Genomic DNA, 19,604 nt, shown 5'->3' with positions numbered 1-19,604 from the left:
CTCTCCTCGATACGGGTGAACTCGGGTCGGCGCGGGTCAGGTCCCGCGCGGCCCGGCTGGATCGTCGCGGTCGTCGCGGTTGTCGCGGTCGTCGTCGTCGCCACCGTCACCGCGATAGATCCCGGTGACCGGCGCCTCGCCGACGCGCGCATAGCCGCGGTACATCCCTTCGGTGTTGAACGGCATCGCGACGTTGCCCTGCGCGTCGACCGCGATGATCCCGCCGCGGCCCGCGATGCGCGGCAGCTTGTTCATCACGACGTCGTGCGCGGCGTCGGCGAGCGACGCGCCGCGATAGGCGATCTGCGCGGCGACGTCGTGCGCGGTCGCGAGCCGGATGAACATCTCGCCGGTGCCGGTCGACGATACGGCGCACGTCGCGTCGTCCGCATAGCAGCCGGCGCCGATGATCGGCGTGTCGCCGACGCGGCCCGGCTGCTTGTTCGTGATCCCGCCCGTCGACGTCGCGGCCGCCAGATGGCCGCGGCAGTCGAGCGCAACCGCGCCGACGGTGCCGAGCTTGCGGTCCGGGTCGATCGGCTCGGGCTTGGGCTCCGGCGCGCGCTCGGCGGCGCCGTCGCCGAACGCGAGCGTCGCGGCGTCGTGGTCGAGCACCGTGCCCGCGACGCCGCGCGCCTTCACCCACTGCTCGTGCCGCGATTCGGTCGCGAAATACCCAGGCTCGACGAGTTCGAGCCCCTGCGCGGCCGCGAACGCGTCCGCGCCCTGCCCCGCGAACATCACGTGCTCGCTCGCCTCCATCACGCGGCGCGCGGCGAGCACCGGATTGCGCACGCGCGTCACGCAGCAGACCGCGCCGGCCGCGAGCGTCGCGCCGTCCATGATCGCCGCGTCGAGCTCGTGCCGGCCTTCCGCCGTATATACCGAGCCCCGCCCCGCATTGAACAGCGGGCAGTCCTCGAGCATCCGCACCGCGACGCTGACCGCGTCGAGCGCGCTGCCGCCTTCGGCGAGCACCGCCTGCGCGGCGCGCAGGATCGCGGTCAGTTCGGCGCGGTACTGCGCTTCGGTTTCGGTATTCATCGCGTCGCGCAGGATCGTGCCTGCGCCGCCATGAATCGCGACGATCGGTGTTCCGGTCATGATGATTTCGTCGAATCGGGAGAAGGAGAAGAAGACAACGCCGCCTGCGGCTGCGTGAGCCACGGCAGCACGAACTCGGTCATGTCGGCCGCAGCCTTCGCGGAGCGCTGCGTGCGCAGCGCGACCGCGTCGATCAGCGCCTCGATCAACGTGAGCACCGCCGCCTCCGACATCGCCGCGAAGCGCCGCTCGGCCTTCACGTACAGCTTCAGCGTCGCGAACGGCACGAGCGGCGATTCGGGGCCATCGGTCAGCGCGAGCACCGGCGCGCCGCGCGCGGCCGCGCGGCGCGCGAGCTCGATCGTGTCCTCGACGTAGCGCGGCACCGCGATCGCGATCACGAGATCGCGCGCGTCGGCCGTAAACAGGCGCCGCGCCGCATGCGACGGACCGCCGAGCAGCGCGAGCGACTGTACGTCGTCGTGGCAGATCGCCAGCCCGTGCTCCATCAGCCCGGCGAGGAACGCGCTCGACCCTGCGCCGAGGACGAACACGCGGCGCGCGGCGACGATCGCCTCGACCGCCGCGTCGACGTTCGACGGATCGAGCTGCGCACGCGTCGCCTCGAGGTTCGCGATCGCCTGATCGAACACCGCATCGACCCAGACGCCGCCGCGCACCCCGGGCTCCTGCTCTTGCGCGGAGCGCAGCCGCTCGACCGGCGCGAGCGTCGCCTCGAAGCCGCGCACGAGCGCCGCGCGCATCGCCGGGTAGCCGTCGAAGCCGAGCGCCCTCGCGAAGCGGTTCGCGGTCGCGACCGACGCGCCGACCGCGCTCGCGAGCTCGTCGATCCGCATCGTCGCCGCGCGGAACGGATTCGCGAGCACGTATTCGCCCATGCGCCGGTGGATCGGCGTCAGCGACGGCATCGCCGCGCCGATGCGCGCGGCGATCGGCGGCTCGGCATCGGATGTATTCGGCAGGCGGGGTGTGAGCATGCGGTCGGAATCGACAGAGGCGATGAAACTTAATTTACACAATGGATACGCGAGAAAAAATAAATTTTCATCAGATCAGGGAAATCCCGGGGCGCGATCGGCAGGCTGAAATTTCAGCCTGCCGATCGCGTCGATTCCGAATTTTCGGCTCGCCACCTGCTGGCCGAGCACCGCACACCGCAAACAAATGCATAAAAATCAATGTGTTATAAAAATTATCAAGCGTCCGATGAAGCTGGCACGGGCCGTGCTCTATAGATGTCCAGGCGGTCTTCAGGCCGTTGCACAAACCTTTCCCAAAGCAAGTACCGACGGCGCCCGCCAAGCGGCACCGAAAACGAAGGAGACACCCCGTGCAGACCAGCGCACCCGCATCCGCGTCACCCCAATCGCTGCCCGAGCAGCCCTCAGCAAGCAACACTCGCTTCTGGCCGGAAGGCTGGTGGAAGCTGATGGAAATCCGGATCGGCATCATTCCGCTGCCGGTGTACTTCATCCTGCTCGCGCTGATCGCCGGCTTCGCGATCACCGGCAAAGTGCCCGGCGAAATCTCGATGGCGATCGCGGTGCTCGCGTTCTGCGGCTTCACGTGCGCCGAACTCGGCAAGCGCCTGCCGATTCTGCGCAATATCGGCGCGGCGGCGATCTTCGCGACGTTCGTGCCGTCGGCGCTCGTCTACTACCACGTGCTGCCGAAGCCGGTGCAGAGCCTCACGGTCGAGTTCACGAAGTCGACGAACTTCCTGTACCTGTTCATCGCGTCGATCATCGTCGGCAGCATTCTGAGCATGGACCGGCGCGTGCTGATCCAGGGCTTCCTGAAGATCTTCATCCCGCTCGCGGCCGGCACGATCGCCGCGACGATCGTCGGCACCGCGGTCGGCGCCGCGCTCGGGCTCGGCGTGAAGCACACGCTGCTCTACATCGTCGTGCCGATCATGGCCGGCGGCGTCGGCGAAGGCGCGATCCCGCTGTCGGTCGGCTACTCGGAGATCATGCACGTCGCGCAAGGCGGGCTGTTCGCGCAGGTGCTGCCGCCGGTGATGCTCGGCAGCCTGACCGCGATCATCCTGTCCGGCGCGCTCGACATGCTCGGCAAGCGCTTCCCGCATTTGACCGGCAACGGCCGCCTGCAAGTCGGCGAGAGCGAGGAAATGGCGTCGTCGAACGAGGAGATTCGCGGCCACGTCGACGTCAGCCACATCGCGGCGGCCGGTATCACCGCGATCACGCTGTACCTGGTCGGGCTGATGGCGAACAAGCTGTTCGGGCTGCCCGCGCCGGTCGCGATGCTGTTCCTCGCGGTGCTGGTGAAGCTCGCGCGCGCGGTGTCGCCGCCGCTGCAGGAAGGCGCGTTCGTCGTCTACAAGTTCTTCTCGACCGCGGTCACGTATCCGCTGCTGTTCGCGATCGGCGTCGCGATGACGCCGTGGGACAAGCTGACCGCCGCGTTCACGCTCGTCAACGTCGTGACGATCGTCGCGACCGTCGTCACGCTGATGGGCACGGGCTTCGTGGTCGGGCGCCTGATGAAGATGTACCCTATCGACACCGCAATCGTGAACGCGTGCCACAGCGGCCAGGGCGGCACCGGCGACGTCGCGATCCTGACCGCCGCGAACCGGATGCAGCTGATGCCGTTCGCGCAGATCGCCACGCGTATCGGCGGCGCGATCGTCGTCACCGTGACGCTGATCCTGCTCGCGCATTTCGGCGGATAAGGGGGAACGTGCAGAAGCGCTACAAGGGAATCGCGTGGTGGGGATGGGCGGCGGCGGCCGCGCTGTATGTCGGCGTGACCGCCGCCGCGGTCGAGTTCGCATGGGACCGCGCGATCGACGCGCTCGCCGGCGTCGGCGCGCACCGGCTCGACCTCTACTCCGCCAGCCTGAAAAGCGAGCTCGGGCGCTTCGAGATGATGCCCGCGCTCGTCGCGCGCCAGGACAGCGTGCGCGCGTTGCTGAAGGCGTCGGAGCACGACGCGGAGGCGTCGCCACATGATGCGCAGGCGTCGCCGCATGACGCGCAGGCGTCGCCACATGACGCGAACGCGTCGCCACATGACGCGAACGCGTCGCCACACGACGCGCCCGACCTGACCCACACGGTCGACACCTATCTCGAAGCCGTGAACCGCGATGCCGGCAGCGGCGCCGTCGACGTGATCGACGCGCGCGGCTCGGTGATCGCCGCGAGCAACTGGAACCAGCCGGTCAGCTTCGTCGGCACCAACGTGTCGTACCGCCCTTACTTCCAGGACGCGCTCGCGCACGGCAGCGGCCGCTTCTTCGGGATCGGCACCAACACCGGCATCCCCGGGCTGTACTTCGCGAGCGTCGTGCGCGACGGCGGCAAGGCAATCGGCGCGGCGGCCGTCAAGGTCAGCGTCGATGCGCTCGAATCCGCGTGGCGAATGCCGGGGGAGGCGGCGATGGTCGTCGACGGCAACGGCGTGATCGTGATCTCGACCGAGCCGGAATGGAAATTCACCGCGCTGCGCGCGATGACCGCGCAGCAGCAGCACGACATCCAGGCGTCGCGCCAATACGCGGGCCGCACGGTCGAGGCGCTCGCGCATCGGCGGGTCGGCGACTGGAACGCCGTCGCGTGGCTCGGCGTGTTCCCGGACCTGCGCCGCGCGGGCCGCACCGCCCGCTATCTGGTGATGTCGCGCCCGGCGCCGCAGGGCGGCGACACGATCATGGTGCTGCTCGACACCGCCGGCGCGCGGCGACAGCAGCGCGTCGCGTTCCTGTTCGTGACGGGCGCGTTCCTGATCGCCGCGCTCTATGCGCTGTACGCGGTTCAGCGCCGCCGGACGATCGCGGAGAAGCTCAACGCGCAGGATGCGCTGCGTCGCGCGAACGACCAGCTCGAGACGACCGTCGCGCAGCGCACCGCCGCGCTGACGTCCGCGAACGAGCGGATGCAGCGGGAGATCGCCGAGCGCGAGCGCACTGAGCAACGGCTGCGCGCGACGCAGCAGGAAGTCGTGCACGCGGGCAAGCTCGCGGTGCTCGGCCAGATGGCGGCCGGCCTCACGCACGAGCTGAACCAGCCGCTCGTCGCGATCCGCACCCTTTGCGACAATGCGCGCACGTTCTTCGAGCGCAATCAGCCCGCGCAGGCGCTCGCGAATCTCGAGCGCATCGGCCGCCTCGTCGACAGCATGGCGGTGCTCACCGGCGAGCTGAAGACGTTCGCGCGCAAGCCGGACATCGAGCGGGTCGCGGTGTCGCTCGCCGAAGCGGTGTCGCACGCGCGGCTCATCTACGAATCGCGGATCCGCGACGAGGCGGTGCGGCTCGACGTGCGGATTCCGCCCGGCACGACCGTCTATGCGGAATCGAGCCAGTTGCAACAGGTCATCGTCAATCTGCTCGGCAACGCGCTCGACGCGGTTCGCGACGCGAGCACGCGCGTGATCACGATCAATGCGAGCGATGCGAGCGAGCCCGATTCGCACGGCCGCGTGCGCTTCACGATCGACGACAGCGGGTCGGGCATCGCGCCGGACATGCTCGCGCACCTGTTCGAGCCGTTCGTCACGACGAAGCCGCGCGGACAAGGCCTCGGGCTCGGGCTCGCGATCACGTCGCGGATCGTCGAAGGGTTCGGCGCGAAGATCTCCGCGACCAACCTCGACGACGGCGGCGCCCGCTTCACTATCGAATTCGCGGCGGCCGAGCCGCAAAGGACAGAGCATGGAAGATGAGATTCGGGTGCTGGTCGTCGAGGACGACGAAAACGTCCGGATCGGCGTCGAACAGGCCGTCGCGCTGGCCGGGTTCGCGGTGAGCGCGTACGCGTCGGCGTCCGACGCGCTCGCCGACGTCGCGCCGGGCGCGCCGATCGTGATCGTGTCGGACGTGCGGATGCCCGGCATCGATGGCTTGCAGCTGCTCGATCGCGTGATGGCGATCGACGCGCAGATCCCGGTCGTGCTGATCAGCGGGCACGCGGACATTTCGACGGCGGTCGGCGCGATGCGCGTCGGCGCATACGATTTTATCGAGAAGCCGTTCTCGTCCGACGTGATCGCGGGCCGCGTGGCCCGCGCGGTCGAGAAGCGCCGCCTGACGCTCGAGGTCGAGGGGCTGCGGGCGTCGCTGCGCAACTGGCAGGGCATCGAGGCGCTGGTGCTCGGCAAGTCGCCGGCGATCGCGGACGTCCGCAAGAAGATCCTGCGGCTCGCGGATACGTCCGTGTCGGTGCTGATCACCGGCGAAACCGGCACCGGCAAGGAGCTGATCGCGCGCAGCCTGCACGATTTCGGCGGGCGGCGCGACGCGCATTTCGTCGCGCTCAACTGCGGCGGCCTGCCGGAACAGGTGTTCGAGAGCGAGCTGTTCGGCCACGAGGCGGGCGCGTTCACCGGCGCGATCAAGAAACGCGTCGGCAAGGTCGAGTGGGCGAACGGCGGCACGCTGTTTCTCGACGAGATCGAGACGATGCCGATTCCGCTGCAGATCAAGATGCTGCGCGTGCTGCAGGAGCGCGTGGTCGAGCGGCTCGGCGCGAACGAGCTGATTCCGGTCGACTGCCGGATCGTCGCCGCGTCGAAGGCCGACCTGGCCGAGCTGTCGGCCGACGGGCGCTTCCGCGCGGACCTGCTGTATCGGCTGAACGTCGCGCAGATCGAGCTGCCGCCGCTGCGCGAGCGGCGCGAGGACGTGCCGCTGCTGTTCGAGCACTTCGTGCTCGCGGCCGCGCGCCGCTTCGGCACGACGGCGCCGGTCGTGTCCGCCGCGCAGGTGTCCGAGCTGATGACGCACCCATGGCCCGGCAACGTGCGCGAGTTGCAGAACGTCGCGGACCGCTTCGTGCTCGGGCTGACCGGCGACAGCCTGTTGTCGGCCGGCACGAGCGCGGGCGCGGGTGCCGCGAAAGGCGGCACGCTCGCGGAGCAGCTCGCGTATTTCGAGCGGATGCTGATCGAGGACATGCTGCGCCGCCATCACGGCAACGTCGCCGACGCAAGCGTCGACCTCGGGATGCCGAAGAAGACGCTCTATCACAAGCTCCGCCAATTGAAGATCGCGGCCCGGGATTCGCAACGCGAAGACGGGGACGCATAACCAGCGCACACATGGATCGCATCAATCTCACGACGCAAGGCCAGATTTCCGGCTATCTGATCAAAGGAATCACGCACCGCCAGAAGGTATTCCGCCCCGGAGACTGGGGCGAGCGGCTGATGGGCGTCATCACGCTGTTCGTCGGCGAACGGCGGCCGGGGCTTCACATCGCGTCGACGCGGCTCGCGATGCCGATCGTGTCCGGCGGGATCAAATGCCTGTTCGTGTCGGACGAGCTGCGGTCGATCTGCCCGGACGCGTTCGAGTTCGTGATGCGCTTCGCCGCGGACAACGAACTGCCGGTCGACGAGCAGACCGCCCCGCTGTTCTCCGTTTCGCCATCGCTGGCGCGGGCGCAGGCCTGACGCGCGCGGTTCGCCGTGCCGCTCATCTCGGCGCGCCGGCGTCGCGAGTTGCGAGTGGACGGCAGGCCGAGTAGGTGCGAATCAGTTGGTCGCCGACGAACATGTTGGTGAGTTCGCAACGCTCGCCGGCCAGATCGACGGCCAGTGTGCCGTCCGAACTTCCACGCGGCCAGAAAACGACGACCAGCACGACGCACGCGATGCCGACGGCGATCGCCGCTCGGGCGAACCGGTGCAGGCGCCCCCGGCATGGCGCGAAATGGCTGCGATCGTTCATGGCCTCGCCCCTCCTGTCTCGCCGCGTCGGCGGCGCTGCGGCTGGCGATCCTTGCCTTGCGGCAAAGCGCGGCGCTTTTTTCCTGTACGGTCACGAACTGAGCGCCCGCCAGCACGGATTACCAGGAATGCACGCAAGACTCGCGCCACCGGCTCCGCGACGGACACCGTGGCATGGCTCGATCTCAGCGCACTTCAGGCGCCGGCATCGAGTGATTAATTTGTTTTCCGAAATAAATTCGGTATCGACGACGAACCGGCCCGATCGTCTTTACGTCACCCTCGACGGTCGTTCACCATTCGCGAGCCAATCTACGCGCCGGGTCCGGCGTCGGGAATACCGCGAATGAGGTAATTCCCCTATCGCGGCTCTCCCGGCGGCTCTCCCGGCGGCTCGCCGAGCGGCGGCCCCCGGCGGCTCTCCCGGTTGCTGCCTACTTTCGCGGCCCGAGGTTTTGCCTGTATTCTTCCGGAAAGAACCGGTATGAGCACGCGAATACCGGCCGGCAGGGCAGCAGCCGGGCCACACCCCGAGCCTCCGCCGCAATATTTCAGCGCACTTTCAGCGCACCACACGCCACGATGTCCGACCACCACGATTCGTTGCTGCCCAGCCCCGTGCTCGTCGTCGAAGACGAGCCGCTTGCCCAGACGCGGCTGCGCGACGTTCTGGTGTCTCTCGGCTATGCCGAAGACGCCCTCGTGTTCACCGATCGCTTCGCATCAGCGCGGGCGCTGTTCGCCGACCAGGCGTTCGCGATCGCGCTGATCGACATCGGCCTGCCGGACGGCAGCGGCATCGACCTGATCCGCCTGCTGCACGAGCACGATCCGGCGCTGCCGATCCTGGTCGTGTCGACGTGGAGCACCGAGCAGGCGATCATGACGGCGCTGCAGGCCGGCGCGACCGGCTACGTGCTCAAGGAACGCGACGAACTCGAGATCTCGCTGTCGATTCGCAGCGCACTGCGCGGCGGCGCGCCGATCGACCCGTTCATCGCGCGGCGCATTCTCGCGCTGATCGACGTGAAGCCGTCGCCGCCGGCCGCGCCGCCCAAGACCGCTCCCCCGCCGCTGAGCCGGCGGGAAATCGAAATCCTGACGCTCGTATCCAAAGGTTTGACGAACCGCGAAATCGCGGAAGTGCTCTCTCTTTCCAGACTGACCGTCGGATGCCACATCAAGAACATTTACAAGAAGCTTGCCGTGAATTCGCGCACGCAGGCCGTCTACGAAGCGCGCTCGCAGGGCTTGCTGTTCTGATCTGCGCGCTGATCTGCGCGCTGCTCTTCATGCTCCTCTTCGCGCCGTGGACGGTCGCGCACGCAGCAGGCGCCGACAGCATGCCCGCGATCGTCAGGGTCGAAGCCGCGCGCGCACAGACGCCGGCCGGCTGGGCGCCGCCGGACCTGCGCGACGACCTGCCGCCGGCGAGCGGCTGGGGCCCGGTTGCGCTGCCCGATATCTGGTCCGCGCGCTGGCCGGCGTTCGACGGCGTCGTCTGGTACCGGCTGACCTGGCGACGGCCGAGCGACGGCCGGCCCGTCGCGATGATGCTCGACTACCTGAACATGGCGGGCGCGATCTATCTGAACGGCACGCTGATGCGGCGCGATGCCGACCTCGCCGAGCCGCTGTCCCGCGAGTGGAACACGCCGCGCTATCTGCTGCTGCCGGCCGCGCTGCTGCACGACGGCGAGAACACGCTGCTGTTTCGCGTGTCGGGCATGGCCGAGTATCAGGGCGGCCTCGGCCCCGTCACGCTCGGATCGCCCATGGAGATACAGGCGCGCTACGAGCGCGCGGAACGGATGCGGCTCGCATCGCACTGGTTCAGTCTCGCGATCTCCGTGACGCTCAGCTGCTTTTTCCTGGCGATGTGGCTGATGCGCCGCCGGGAAACGCTTTACGGCTGGTTCGGGGCGATGCTGCTCGCGTGGAGCGCGGTGCAGATCAACCAGACGGCAACCAGCACCTGGCCGCTATCGAGCACCGACGGCTGGGAAATCGCGAACACGATTGCGTTGCTCGCTTACAGCGCGCTCTACACGATCTTCATCCTGCGTCTCTGCGGCCGGCGGTGGCCGCGCTACGAACGTGCGCTGTGGGGCGCCGTCGTGCTGGCGAGCGGCGTGCTGCTCGCGACACCGCATGCGCGCGTCGAAAACGTGCGCGATGCGCTCGTCGTCGGACAGGCACTGCACTACTTCGCGACCTCGCTGACGTTTCTCGTTTACGCGTACCGCAACGGCAACACCGAGCACCGGATTCTCGCCGCCTGCGTCGCCATCTTCGTGCTGGCGGGCGGTCACGATCTGCTGACGCTTCTCGGGATTTTCCGCGACAACGTCTATTATGGAGGCCTGACGATCCAGATCCTGACGATCTGCATGGCGCTCGTGCTCGGCCGCCGGCACCTGATAAACCTGCGGCGGATCGAGGCGTTCAATGACGATCTGACTCGCACCGTCGAAACGACACGCCGCGAACTCACCGAGACGCTGCAGCGCCAGCATCAGCTCGAGGTCGCGCACGCGCGGCTCGGCGAACGCCTGAGCTTCGCGCACAATCTTCACGACGGGCTCGGCCCGACGCTCGTCGGCAGCATCATCGCGCTCGAGCGGACGCCGCATGCAATTCCGCCGCATCGATTCCTGTCGATTCTGAAGGAACTGCGCGACGACCTGCGCCTGATCATCGATTCGACGACGAGCGAGCAGCACGGCAACATGACGCTCGCGGATCAGATCGCGTCGCTGCGCCATCGCTTCACGCGGCTGTTCGAGACGCAGGACGCGGCTTGCACGTGGCGGCTGTCCGGGCTCGAGCAATGCATGCTGCCGTCGTCGCGCATCCTGGACCTGATACGCATCCTGCAGGAGGCGCTGACCAACGTGTTCAAGCACAGCGGCGCGAGCCGCGTCGACGTGGAGATTCGCGCGGACGACGGCCTCGTGCTGGTCGTGCGCGACAACGGCATCGGTTTCGTCGAGAGCGGCGACGCATCGCACGCCGGCATCGGCATGACGAGCATGCGCGCGCGCGCCAGCCGGCTCGGCGCGACGCTCGAGGTTCGCTCGGCGCCGGGCGAGACGGTCGTGACGCTCACGATTCCACGGACGCGTTATGTCAGCGCGCATACCGCATCAGAAAATCCCGCAGCGCCGGATTGACGCCGTCCGGATGCGTGAGGTTCGGCGTGTGCCCCGCCCCTTCCACGTGGACGAGCCCCTTGCAGTTCGGCAGCCGCTCGGCGAGTTCGGCGCCGCATCGCGGGCTGATCGCCGCGTCGGCGGTGCCATGGAACACGAGCGACGCATGCGTGATTTCGCCGAGCCTGGCGGTGATGTCGTCGCGCGACGTCAATGCGTCGACCGGCTGCGCGAAGTGCTCGCGCGACATCGCCAGCCACTTGTCGGTCCATGCGGATGCCGGATAGTCCGGCCCGAGCAGGAACGCGGCGAGATTCGCGGCGACGTGGGTCGCGCCGTTGCGCGCCCACTCCGCCTTCAGCTGCTCGAACGACGCCGTGACCGACGCGTCGTCGAGATCGCTGCGCGTCGCGATCAGCGAGAGTGCACGGAACCGGTCCGGCTCGAGCAGCGCGGCGCGCATCGACACGAACCCGCCCTGCGACATGCCGACGAGCGACGCGGACGCGATCTCGGCATGATCGAGCAGCGCGATCAGATCGCGCGCGGAATCCCAGTAGCTGAACGCACGATCGGTCGGCCCGGTCGCGCCAAAGCCGCGCTGATCCCATACGATGCAGCGGAATACGTCGTTCAGCTTGTCGACGTTCGGCCGGAACATCGCGCCGTCCATCAGAAACCCGTGACTGAAAACGATCACCGGCGCATGTGTCGGGCCGGACTCTTCGTATGCGAAGCGGATACCTTCGCGTTCAAACCATGCTGTCATCTATCGCCTCTCGTCGTTCTCGATCGTCAGGGCCGCGCGATGCGCGCCCGGTTGCCTTACTCTACTGGAGCGGGCGGCGGCCGCGATGATCGAATGCAGCGGCGGCTTACCCGATCGTCCGGATTTGTCGTGCGTTTTTCCCCAATTGACGCGCCGCCGCGCGTTTGATGAAGTACGCGTTTCGCGTGGATCACAGCGACGTCGGAGACCGGTCGACATGGCGACAGCAATGGAAGCAGACAAGCCCGTCTGGATTCTGCAGGGGGAATTCGGCCGGGCCACGGTGAACTTCATCAGCAGGCCGCTCGTCGCCCACGCGCACTCGCAATACCAGTTCCTGTTCAAGCTCGGCGGCAGCGACTGCCGGTTCCGCGTCGGCGCCGAGGAGCTGATGCTGACCGACGACCGCGCGATCTGCCTGAACCCTTGGATCGAGCATGCGAAAGGCGCGAACGACGACACGCCGTCGCTGATCCTGTCGCTCGTGATCGAACCACCGTGGCTGCGCACGCGGCTCGGGCTCGCCGACGGCAGCCCGGCCGACATCTTTGCGCACCGGCTCGTCGTCGTCACGCCCGAAGTGCGGCACCACGTCGACCGCCTGTCGGCCGCGATCACGAACCATCTCGTCGCGCAGGACGCCGGCTGCCTGCCGATCCTCGAGGATCTGATCGTCGCGCTCGGCCGCGATTTCGCCGATCCCGCGCTGACGACGCGCATCGCGCTGACGACACGCCAGGTCGACTTCCGGATCCGCAAGGCGCTCGACTTCATCAAGCGCGCGCCGACCGCGAACCCGACGGTCGCCGAGGTCGCCGCCGAGGTCGGGCTGTCGCGCTCGCGCTTCTTCGAGCAGTTCCGACAGTGCATGGGCATCTCGCCGCAGCATTACATCGACTGGGTGCGGATGTCGCATGCGATCCGCCTGCTCGCGGCGAGCGACCGGCCGCTCGCCGATATCGCGTACGAACTCGGCTTCGAGGAGCACAGCCACTTCACGCGCTTTTTCGCGCAGCACATGGGCGTGCCGCCGAGCGAGTTCCGCCGGCATTCGGTGATGCTCGACCCCGAGCGGCGCGACTGACGGGGCTGACAGAACCGACGGAACTGACAGGACCGACGCGCCAGACGCGCCCGAAGTGCCCGGCGCCGATCAGCCGAGCAGGTGCGCCGGATCCGCGATCACCGGATTGCGCAGCACGCCAAGCCCGTCGATCTCGACCTCGACCCAGTCGCCGGGCCGCATGTGCACGAGGCCGGGCGTCGGGAACGGGCCGTACTGGCGCGACAGGTCGCGGCCCTCGGCGTCGTCCGGCTGCGGCGGCAGCGCGCCCGGCGTGCCCATCGCGATCAGGTCGCCGGGCCGCAGGTGGTAGCCCTGGCTCAGATAGCTGATCGTGCGTGCAACATCGATCAGCATGTCGTCGAGCGGCGCGCGCTGCCGCACGACGCCGTTGATCCGCGTGAGCACCCAGTGCTTGCCGGGGTCGCCGAACTCGTCCGGCGTCATCAGCCACGGCCCGTACGACCCCGACGCCTCGAAGTTCTTGCCGAGTCCGAACTGCCGGTTGTGCATCTGATACTCGCGCACCGAGCCTTCGTTCAGGCACGTGTAGCCGGCGACGTACTCCATCGCGCGCTCGACGGGGATGTAGCGCCCCGACTTGCCGACGATCACGCCGAGCTCCCCTTCGTAGTCGAACGCGCGCGCGACCGCTTCCGGCGGCGCGACGATCGGCTCGAGCGCGCCGACGTACGACGCCGGCGTGCGCATGAACAGATGCGGATAGTCGGGGTTCGTGTGCAGGCCGGTCTCGGCGATGTGGCTCTTGAAGTTCAGCGCGAGCGCCCACATCGCGTTCGGGCGGTCGAGGAACGGCTTCAGCGTCACGTCCGCGAGCAGGCGGTCGCCCACCTTGCCCGCGACCGCGGCGCGCAGCCGGTCGAGGCCGCCGTCCATCTCGAGGATCTCGATCAGGCGCGCGGGCAGATCCGGCGCGACGTCCGCGACGGCGAGGAAATGCAGGTCGCTGGTGACGACGCCAAGCGCGATCTTGCCCGCGTCCGAGTAAGCGATGATTTTCATGATTCAGGTGATTCCTTCGGTTGATTGGGTGATCAGGTGATTGAGCACATTTCGTCGCCGCTTCAATGGCCGGCCGGCGCGGCTTGCGCGTCCGCTTGCACATCCGATTGCGCGTCGGGCTCGCCCGCCCGGCGCCCGACGAGCGCCAGCGCGCCGAGCACGACGATCGCGGCGAGTGCCGGCCCGATCGCGACGAGCACGATGCTGCGCGGCGCCCAGCCGGTCGCGAGCAGCGCGCCGCCGATCGCCGGACCGACGAACGAGCCGACGCGCCCGATCGCATGGCCCCAGCCGACGCCGGTCGCGCGCAGGCTCGACGGATAGAACGCGACGGCGAGCGCGGTCTGTCCCATGATCCCGTTCACGAGCCCCGCGCCGATCACGCCGATCGCGAGCAGCACGGCCGGCGCCGGCAACGCGACCCGGCTCAGCGCCGCGATGCTCGCGATCACGCAGACGATCCCGACCGTCAGCGCCGACTTCACGCGCAGCCGGCCGGCGACCGTCATCGCGGCCACCGCGGCCGTCATCAGCAGATTGCCGCTCAGGCCGCCGATGCTGAACGCGGCCATTCCGGCCGGCGCCTGCTCGAGCGAGAAGCCGAACGCGAGCAGCAGCGTCGGGAACCAGAACATCAGCGCGTAGACATCCATGAAGATCAGGAACGAGAACAGCCAGAGCACGCACGTGTAGCCGGCGAAACCGTTCGCGAACAGCGCGCGCAGCGGATTCGCGACGCGCGGTGCCGCGTGCGGGCCGCCCGCGGCCGCTGTTGCCGCGGTGGCCGCTGTTGCCGCCGTCGCGGGCAGGATCCGGTAGAACGCGGGCGCGACCGCGAACGGCAGCACGCCGCCGATCACGAACACCGACCGCCAGCCGAAGTCGTGCATCAGCGGGCCGCCAATCACGCCGCCGATCACCGCGCCAACCGACATGCCGGTCGTCACGAGCACCGATGCGGCAACCTTGTGCTTCGCGCCGATAATCGACGCCGACGCGGTGATCGCGATCGGCAGCGCGGCGCCGAGGCCGATCGCGGCCAGCACGCGCATCGCCGATAGCAGCGCGACGCTGCCCGCATACATCGTCAGCAGCGTGCTGGCGCCGAACAGCGCGACGCTCGCGAGCCCGACCGCGCGGTGGCCGAAGCGGTTCGCGAGCGGCCCGGTGACGATGAAGCCGATCGCGGCGCCGACGTTCGTCGCGACGAACACCGGCGTGAACGCGGCCGGCGCGAGATGCCAGTCGCGCGCGAGCGTCGGCACGACGAACGAGATCGACGTCGTGTTGAAGCCGTCGAGCACGACGACGAGAAAGCAGACCACGAGCGCGACGATCCGGCTCGCGCCGCCGGCCGGCGACAGGTCCTCGGCAACGGGGGCCTTTCGATCCTTGAATTCCATCACTTCATCTCCTGCGGCGTGCGCCGGGCGGCTCGCCGAAGCGGCGAAACGCCGGCGCGGCCGCGCCTTGTGAATACCGGAAAGAGCGCGCCGTCACGCGCGCGTGTAAGCCGACAGGCGCTGCAGCATCTCGGCCGTGAAAATCTCCTTCGGCAGCATGCAGTGCACGCCCTTCGGCGGCTCCGTCGCGTAGACGGTGCGCGTCTGGTGCGCGTACTGCGTGATGCGGAAGCTACCCGACACGCTCAGGATTCCATAGCAGTCCACCGGCTCGATGCCGGTCGCGGCCGACATCCAGCCGATCATCTGCCGGATGCATGCTACGAGCGCGGCGTCGAGGCTGCCGTCAGCGAAGCCGAAGCCGATCCAGTGCTCGGGCGTCTCCGCCATCGGGCCGTCGAGCTTCGAGCGCTTATGCAGCAAGAACTGGATCCGCATCTCCTCGAACGCGGATTCGATCGACGTCTGGTCGATATTGCCCTCGCCCGATGCGCCCATCGAGCCGCCGGTCCACACGCGCGCGCCGTCCATCTGTACCGGCAGAAACACCGATGTGCCGACGCCGAGCACCGCGCAGTCGAGGTTGCCACCGTAGCTGCCCGCGAAGTTCGCGCTCGTCATCCGGTCGCCGGGCGGCTGCGTGCCGAGGTACGCCTGAAACGGTCTGAGCGGAATGTTCACGCCCGGCACGTAAGACGCGTGCGTGCGCGCGTCGTTGAACTTCAGGTAGCGCAGGTACGGGCCGAAGTCGCCAGGCAGCGCGCCGACGCCCGGCGGCGCCGAATTCCAGCCCCAGTCGATCGGCCGCATCTTCAGCATCCGGCATTCGACGACGTCGCCCGGCTGCGCACCGTCGATCACGACCGGGCCGATCAGCGAGAACGCGCCGTTCGGGTATTTCTTGCGGATCGGCTCGCGCTCCTTGAACCCCATCCCGTACTTCGCCTCGTTGCCCCAGTTGGTCCACGTGCCGTCGTACCAGACCGTGTCGCCGGAGCGGATCGTGACCGCCGGATTCGCGTTCGGCGACATCTGGCCGACCTGCACCGTGTCCCACGACGGCACGAGCTTCACGGTTCTGCCGCCGGGCAGCGCGCGCATCGTCGCGCCACGGGCGGGCGACGCCGTCTGCGCGCGCGCGGTGACCGCGAGGCCCGCCGCGATCGCGCCGAAACCGAGCTTCAGCATCGTGCGGCGGCAGAGCGCGGTCGCGTCCTGCGTGACGGCACCAGCGGCACCAGCGGCACCAGCGGCGCCGGCGGTCTCCAGATCGCTCGCCGGGGTGCCGGCCGAGCGTCCGATCTCCATGTTGTGTGTCATACGTTTTCCTGACTGAGTTTCAAGGACAGTGCGCGATCAACGCGCGGATTGGGCGCCGAGCGCGTCGATCGCGCGCAGCACCACCTGGTCATCGATCGCGGACGGCGCGCCGGCCGCGCCGATCGCGCCGAGCAGATGCCCGTTCATGAACACCGGGAACGTGCCGCGCCCCGGCAGGAACGGCGCGTAGTAGCCGGCGCCGGACATGTTGCTGTATTCGGACGGATCGTCGCGATACCGCTGCTCGAGCGTCACGCCGGACTGGCCGCCGAGCGCGACCGACGCGAACGCCTTGCCGCGCGCGAAATCGATGCTCGAGAACGACGCGCCGTCCATCCGCGCCGCACCAAGCAGATGGCCGCCCGGATCGACGACCGCGAAGCCCATCGACAGATGGCGCACGTTCGCCTCCGCAACCGCGAACGCGAGCAGCTTCTGCGTCTGCGCATAGCTCAGCACGTAGGCCTGCGCCGGCACGGTCGCGCTCGTATCGTCCGCGAACGCGGCGTGAACCGCGCTCGCGCAGCCGATCGACGCGATCGCTGCCCGCATCCACCGCCCGCGCCACAAGCTGAATTTCACTTCGTTATCCTGATTCAGATTCATTCGTCCGATACACCCGGTACGGCCCCAAAAGACCGCGGGACGCGCTCGTCCCGCGGCAAGCCGCTTACGACACAAACGTCATTCGGTCGCGAACACCGCGACGCCCGTCCCCGGGAACTGCGCGGCGGACCCGGCCGCATACGGCACGAACACGTGATGGGAGCCGCCGTCGACCGCGACCGAGTGCGAGCCGGTGCCGGTCGGCACGATCGCGACCAGGCTGCGCGTGCTCGCGTCGATGATCCCCAGCGCCGGGTCGAACTTCACGCCCTTCGCGCCGACGCGCGACACGTTGTCCGCCGAGTGATGGCCCGCGGCGAGGAAGTAGCGGTTCGACACCGGGTCGTAGACCGCCTCGTCGGTGCCGCCGAACGGCAGCTCCGCGAGCGGCGTGCCGTTCGTGCGGTCGATGATCAGCGTCGTCTGCCGGCCGCCCTCGTCCGGATCGCAGCCGATCAGCGCGTCGTTGCCCGGCCCGAGCGCGAGGCCGCTCGGCCCTTCGCAGCCCTTCAGCTTCAGCACCGTCTGCACGACCGGCTTGCCTTCGAGCACCGACTTCGCCGGGATCAGGTCGACCTCGCCCTTCGGGTTCGCCTTCGTGCCGTCGTTGTTCAGCACGAAGTTGTCGTTCTTCGGGTCGTACGCGCAGGCCTCGAGCCCGGTCGAATCCTTCAGCGGCAGCTTCGCGATCACCGACTGCGTATCGGTGTTGATGAACGTCGCGAACGGCGGCTCCTCCGCGCCGCTCGAGAACATCACGACGTGATGCTGCGGATCGAGACAGCCTTCGTCCGCGCGAATGCCGGACGTGCTGACCTCGATGCGCTTCAGCATCTGCTTCGACGCGACGTCGATCACCTTGACCGCGTTCACGTCGCCGACGTACACCTGCGACGTGCCCGGAATCGGAATCACGCCGGACGGGCCCGACTTGTCATGGTTCGCGCCGATGCCGGCGAAGTCCGCGGTGATACGGTCGCGCAGCGTCATCGTCTTCGCATCGAACACGTCGAGCGTCGCGTTCGAGCCGTCGGCGAGGTAATAGAGGCCGTCCGACGCCGCGCTGATGTCGAAGCCGAACGGCTTCGCGCTCGTCATCGGAATGTTCGCGAGCCACTTCGGCCCGCTGCTCGCCGCGTCCGCGGCCCATGCGACGGCGCCCGCCGCGGTCATGCTCGCCAGTGCGATTGCACAATAGACTCGTTTCATTTTCGACTCCTCCAGTTGCTTGTTGATGGTTCCTGTGTTCCGGCATGAACCGGGATGCGAAGGGTTCGCCGCCCCGCCCGCGTCACGCCGGCCGGACGGCGCATGATTCGGTCAGAACGTATGCGCGAGGCCGATCCGCACGTCCGCCTGATGGCCGGTCGGCGCCGGCTCGAAGCTCGCGCCGATCACCGCGTCGACGCCGGCCGACGCCTTCAGGTAATCGGACGACAGATACACCTGCGTGCGCTTGGACAGCGCGTACAGCGCCGCGGCCGTCACCTGGTTCCACGCGTGCCCTTCGAAGCTCGTGTGCTGATAGCCGCCGACGAGCTGGAACGCGGGCGTCACCTGCCACGTCGCGCCGCCTTCGTACACGTTCATCACGGACTTCTCGTCCAGGTACTTGAGAACCGTGTTCGTGTAGTTCGCATACACCGTGACGTCGCCGATCGCGTACGATCCGCCGACGCCGAGCGTGCCGAGCGAGCGGATCTGGAACGACGGCGCGAGATCGGTGACGTTGTCGCCCGAGCCGCTCGCGACCGTCTGCCCGAAGAACGAGTGCACGCCGATCTGCGCGTACGGATCGATCGTCGGCGTGGCGACGGTCGTGTACATCGTCGCGAGCGTCAGCGGCCCGTTCGAGTACTGCACGCCGGCACTCCAGCCGCTGTTGTCGTGAAAACTGCCCGGCACGTTGCTGAACCCGTACATCGCGCCGAACTGGAAACCGCCCCAGGTCGGGCTCATGTACTTGATCGAGTTCGTCAGCCGGTCGTTGTTCGTGCGGTCGAAGTCGCCCAGGTGAATCGCGTACCCGCTGCCCGACGAGCTCACGTTCAGCGGCGCGAGGAACTCGGCCGTGAAGTCGAACTGGTTGCCGAACGTGATCGTGCCGTAGTTGGTCTGCAAGCCGACATACGCCTGCTGCCCGAACATCGTGTTCTGCCCGCCGACGAGCCGGCCGTTGTTCAGGTTGTACATCGACGACAGCTTGAACACCGCCGCGTTACCGCCCCCGAGATCCTCGTGGCCCGACATGATCCACAGGTTCGGGAACAGCACGCCGCTGTCCATCTTCACGTTCGAATGCCCGCCCTCGTTGGTCACGTAAGTGATGCCGTCGTCGATCTTGCCGGACAGCGTGACGCTGCTCTGCGCGAACGCCGCGCCGCTCAGCGCCGCGCCGATGGCCGCCACGACCGCCGTTTTTCTGATCTCCACCACGTTCTACCCCTCCATGTCTGCGATCCATGACTGGACCTTGGTCAATCGATTCCTTCGATGCCTTCGATGCC

General features: G+C 68.1%; 16 protein-coding genes and 1 pseudogene. 7 read left to right on the top strand and 10 right to left on the bottom strand.

Translation table 11 applies throughout. The features are described 5' to 3' along the window. Window positions 1–105: 105 nt before the first annotated feature. Both HZI36_RS02290 and HZI36_RS02285 read right to left on the bottom strand, forming a co-directional pair. Window positions 106–1,104, bottom strand: a pseudogene (locus HZI36_RS02290) (isoaspartyl peptidase/L-asparaginase family protein); the annotation flags it as partial. After that, window positions 1,101–2,042: a MurR/RpiR family transcriptional regulator gene (locus HZI36_RS02285; RefSeq protein WP_179400971.1), complete on the bottom strand. Its 942-nt coding sequence runs from the start codon at window positions 2,040–2,042 to the stop codon at window positions 1,101–1,103. The gene HZI36_RS02285 and the pseudogene HZI36_RS02290, both read right to left, overlap by 4 nt. A gap of 392 nt (window positions 2,043–2,434) precedes the next feature. Here HZI36_RS02285 and HZI36_RS02280 point away from each other — a divergent pair, with 392 nt between their 5' ends. Genes HZI36_RS02280 through HZI36_RS02265 form a run of 4 tightly spaced genes read left to right on the top strand, consistent with a single transcriptional unit; the run spans window position 2,435 to window position 7,485 of the window. Next, window positions 2,435–3,763 carry a 2-hydroxycarboxylate transporter family protein gene (locus tag HZI36_RS02280; RefSeq protein ID WP_218883571.1) on the top strand — a complete coding sequence of 443 codons (1,329 nt, stop codon included), beginning with the start codon at window positions 2,435–2,437 and terminating at the stop codon, window positions 3,761–3,763. Then, window positions 3,760–5,757 carry an ATP-binding protein gene (locus HZI36_RS02275; protein ID WP_179401063.1) on the top strand — a complete coding sequence of 666 codons (1,998 nt, stop codon included), beginning with the start codon at window positions 3,760–3,762 and terminating at the stop codon, window positions 5,755–5,757. The genes HZI36_RS02280 and HZI36_RS02275 overlap by 4 nt, the downstream gene beginning before the upstream one ends. Next, window positions 5,747–7,120 (top strand): sigma-54-dependent transcriptional regulator, encoded by a 1,374-nt coding sequence (locus HZI36_RS02270; RefSeq protein WP_179400969.1) that lies wholly within the window; start codon window positions 5,747–5,749, stop codon window positions 7,118–7,120. The genes HZI36_RS02275 and HZI36_RS02270 overlap by 11 nt, the downstream gene beginning before the upstream one ends. 11 nt (window positions 7,121–7,131) lie before the next feature. Continuing rightward, window positions 7,132–7,485 (top strand): DUF3579 domain-containing protein, encoded by a 354-nt coding sequence (locus HZI36_RS02265; RefSeq protein WP_179400968.1) that lies wholly within the window; start codon window positions 7,132–7,134, stop codon window positions 7,483–7,485. A 22-nt stretch (window positions 7,486–7,507) separates the two neighbouring features. Here HZI36_RS02265 and HZI36_RS02260 read toward each other — a convergent pair whose 3' ends face one another. After that, entirely contained in the window at window positions 7,508–7,762 is a 255-nt protein-coding gene (locus tag HZI36_RS02260) for a hypothetical protein (RefSeq protein WP_179400967.1), read from the bottom strand. Between the two features lie 581 nt (window positions 7,763–8,343). Here HZI36_RS02260 and HZI36_RS02255 point away from each other — a divergent pair. Further along, window positions 8,344–9,024, top strand: a complete 681-nt coding sequence (locus HZI36_RS02255; protein WP_179400966.1) for a response regulator — start codon at window positions 8,344–8,346, stop codon at window positions 9,022–9,024. A 29-nt stretch (window positions 9,025–9,053) separates the two neighbouring features. Continuing rightward, window positions 9,054–10,934, top strand: a complete 1,881-nt coding sequence (locus tag HZI36_RS02250) for a sensor histidine kinase (RefSeq protein ID WP_179400965.1) — start codon at window positions 9,054–9,056, stop codon at window positions 10,932–10,934. On the opposite strand, the gene HZI36_RS02245 is transcribed toward HZI36_RS02250, so the two are convergent. Continuing rightward, window positions 10,891–11,682: an alpha/beta fold hydrolase gene (locus HZI36_RS02245; RefSeq protein ID WP_179400964.1), complete on the bottom strand. Its 792-nt coding sequence runs from the start codon at window positions 11,680–11,682 to the stop codon at window positions 10,891–10,893. The genes HZI36_RS02250 and HZI36_RS02245 overlap by 44 nt on opposite strands. Before the next feature lie 229 nt (window positions 11,683–11,911). Between HZI36_RS02245 and HZI36_RS02240 the strand changes: the two genes are divergently transcribed. After that, window positions 11,912–12,766 (top strand): helix-turn-helix transcriptional regulator, encoded by an 855-nt coding sequence (locus tag HZI36_RS02240; protein ID WP_179400963.1) that lies wholly within the window; start codon window positions 11,912–11,914, stop codon window positions 12,764–12,766. A 69-nt stretch (window positions 12,767–12,835) separates the two neighbouring features. On the opposite strand, the gene HZI36_RS02235 is transcribed toward HZI36_RS02240, so the two are convergent. From HZI36_RS02235 to HZI36_RS02210, 6 genes are all read right to left on the bottom strand, one after another. Then, entirely contained in the window at window positions 12,836–13,768 is a 933-nt protein-coding gene (locus HZI36_RS02235; RefSeq protein ID WP_179400962.1) for a fumarylacetoacetate hydrolase family protein, read from the bottom strand. Window positions 13,769–13,830: 62 nt separating this feature from the next. Then, window positions 13,831–15,171, bottom strand: a complete 1,341-nt coding sequence (locus HZI36_RS02230; RefSeq protein ID WP_179400961.1) for an MFS transporter — start codon at window positions 15,169–15,171, stop codon at window positions 13,831–13,833. A 93-nt stretch (window positions 15,172–15,264) separates the two neighbouring features. Continuing rightward, on the bottom strand, window positions 15,265–16,491 hold the full coding sequence (locus tag HZI36_RS02225) for an acetamidase/formamidase family protein (protein ID WP_246326930.1): 1,227 nt from the start codon (window positions 16,489–16,491) through the stop codon (window positions 15,265–15,267). A gap of 36 nt (window positions 16,492–16,527) precedes the next feature. Next, window positions 16,528–17,073 (bottom strand): heme-binding protein, encoded by a 546-nt coding sequence (locus tag HZI36_RS02220; protein WP_179400960.1) that lies wholly within the window; start codon window positions 17,071–17,073, stop codon window positions 16,528–16,530. Window positions 17,074–17,175: 102 nt separating this feature from the next. Next, the gene (locus HZI36_RS02215) at window positions 17,176–18,306 is read right to left on the bottom strand and encodes a YncE family protein (protein WP_179400959.1); all 1,131 of its coding nucleotides are present in this window, start codon (window positions 18,304–18,306) and stop codon (window positions 17,176–17,178) included. 111 nt (window positions 18,307–18,417) lie between these two features. Beyond that, window positions 18,418–19,530, bottom strand: a complete 1,113-nt coding sequence (locus HZI36_RS02210) for a porin (protein WP_425485190.1) — start codon at window positions 19,528–19,530, stop codon at window positions 18,418–18,420. Between the last annotated feature and the right edge of the window lie 74 nt (window positions 19,531–19,604).

The organism is Burkholderia guangdongensis, assembly GCF_013403875.1.
GTDB lineage: Bacteria > Pseudomonadota > Gammaproteobacteria > Burkholderiales > Burkholderiaceae > Burkholderia > Burkholderia guangdongensis.
The sequence above is the reverse complement of the archived record's forward strand: the minus strand, read 5'-3'. Positions and strand labels throughout refer to the sequence as shown.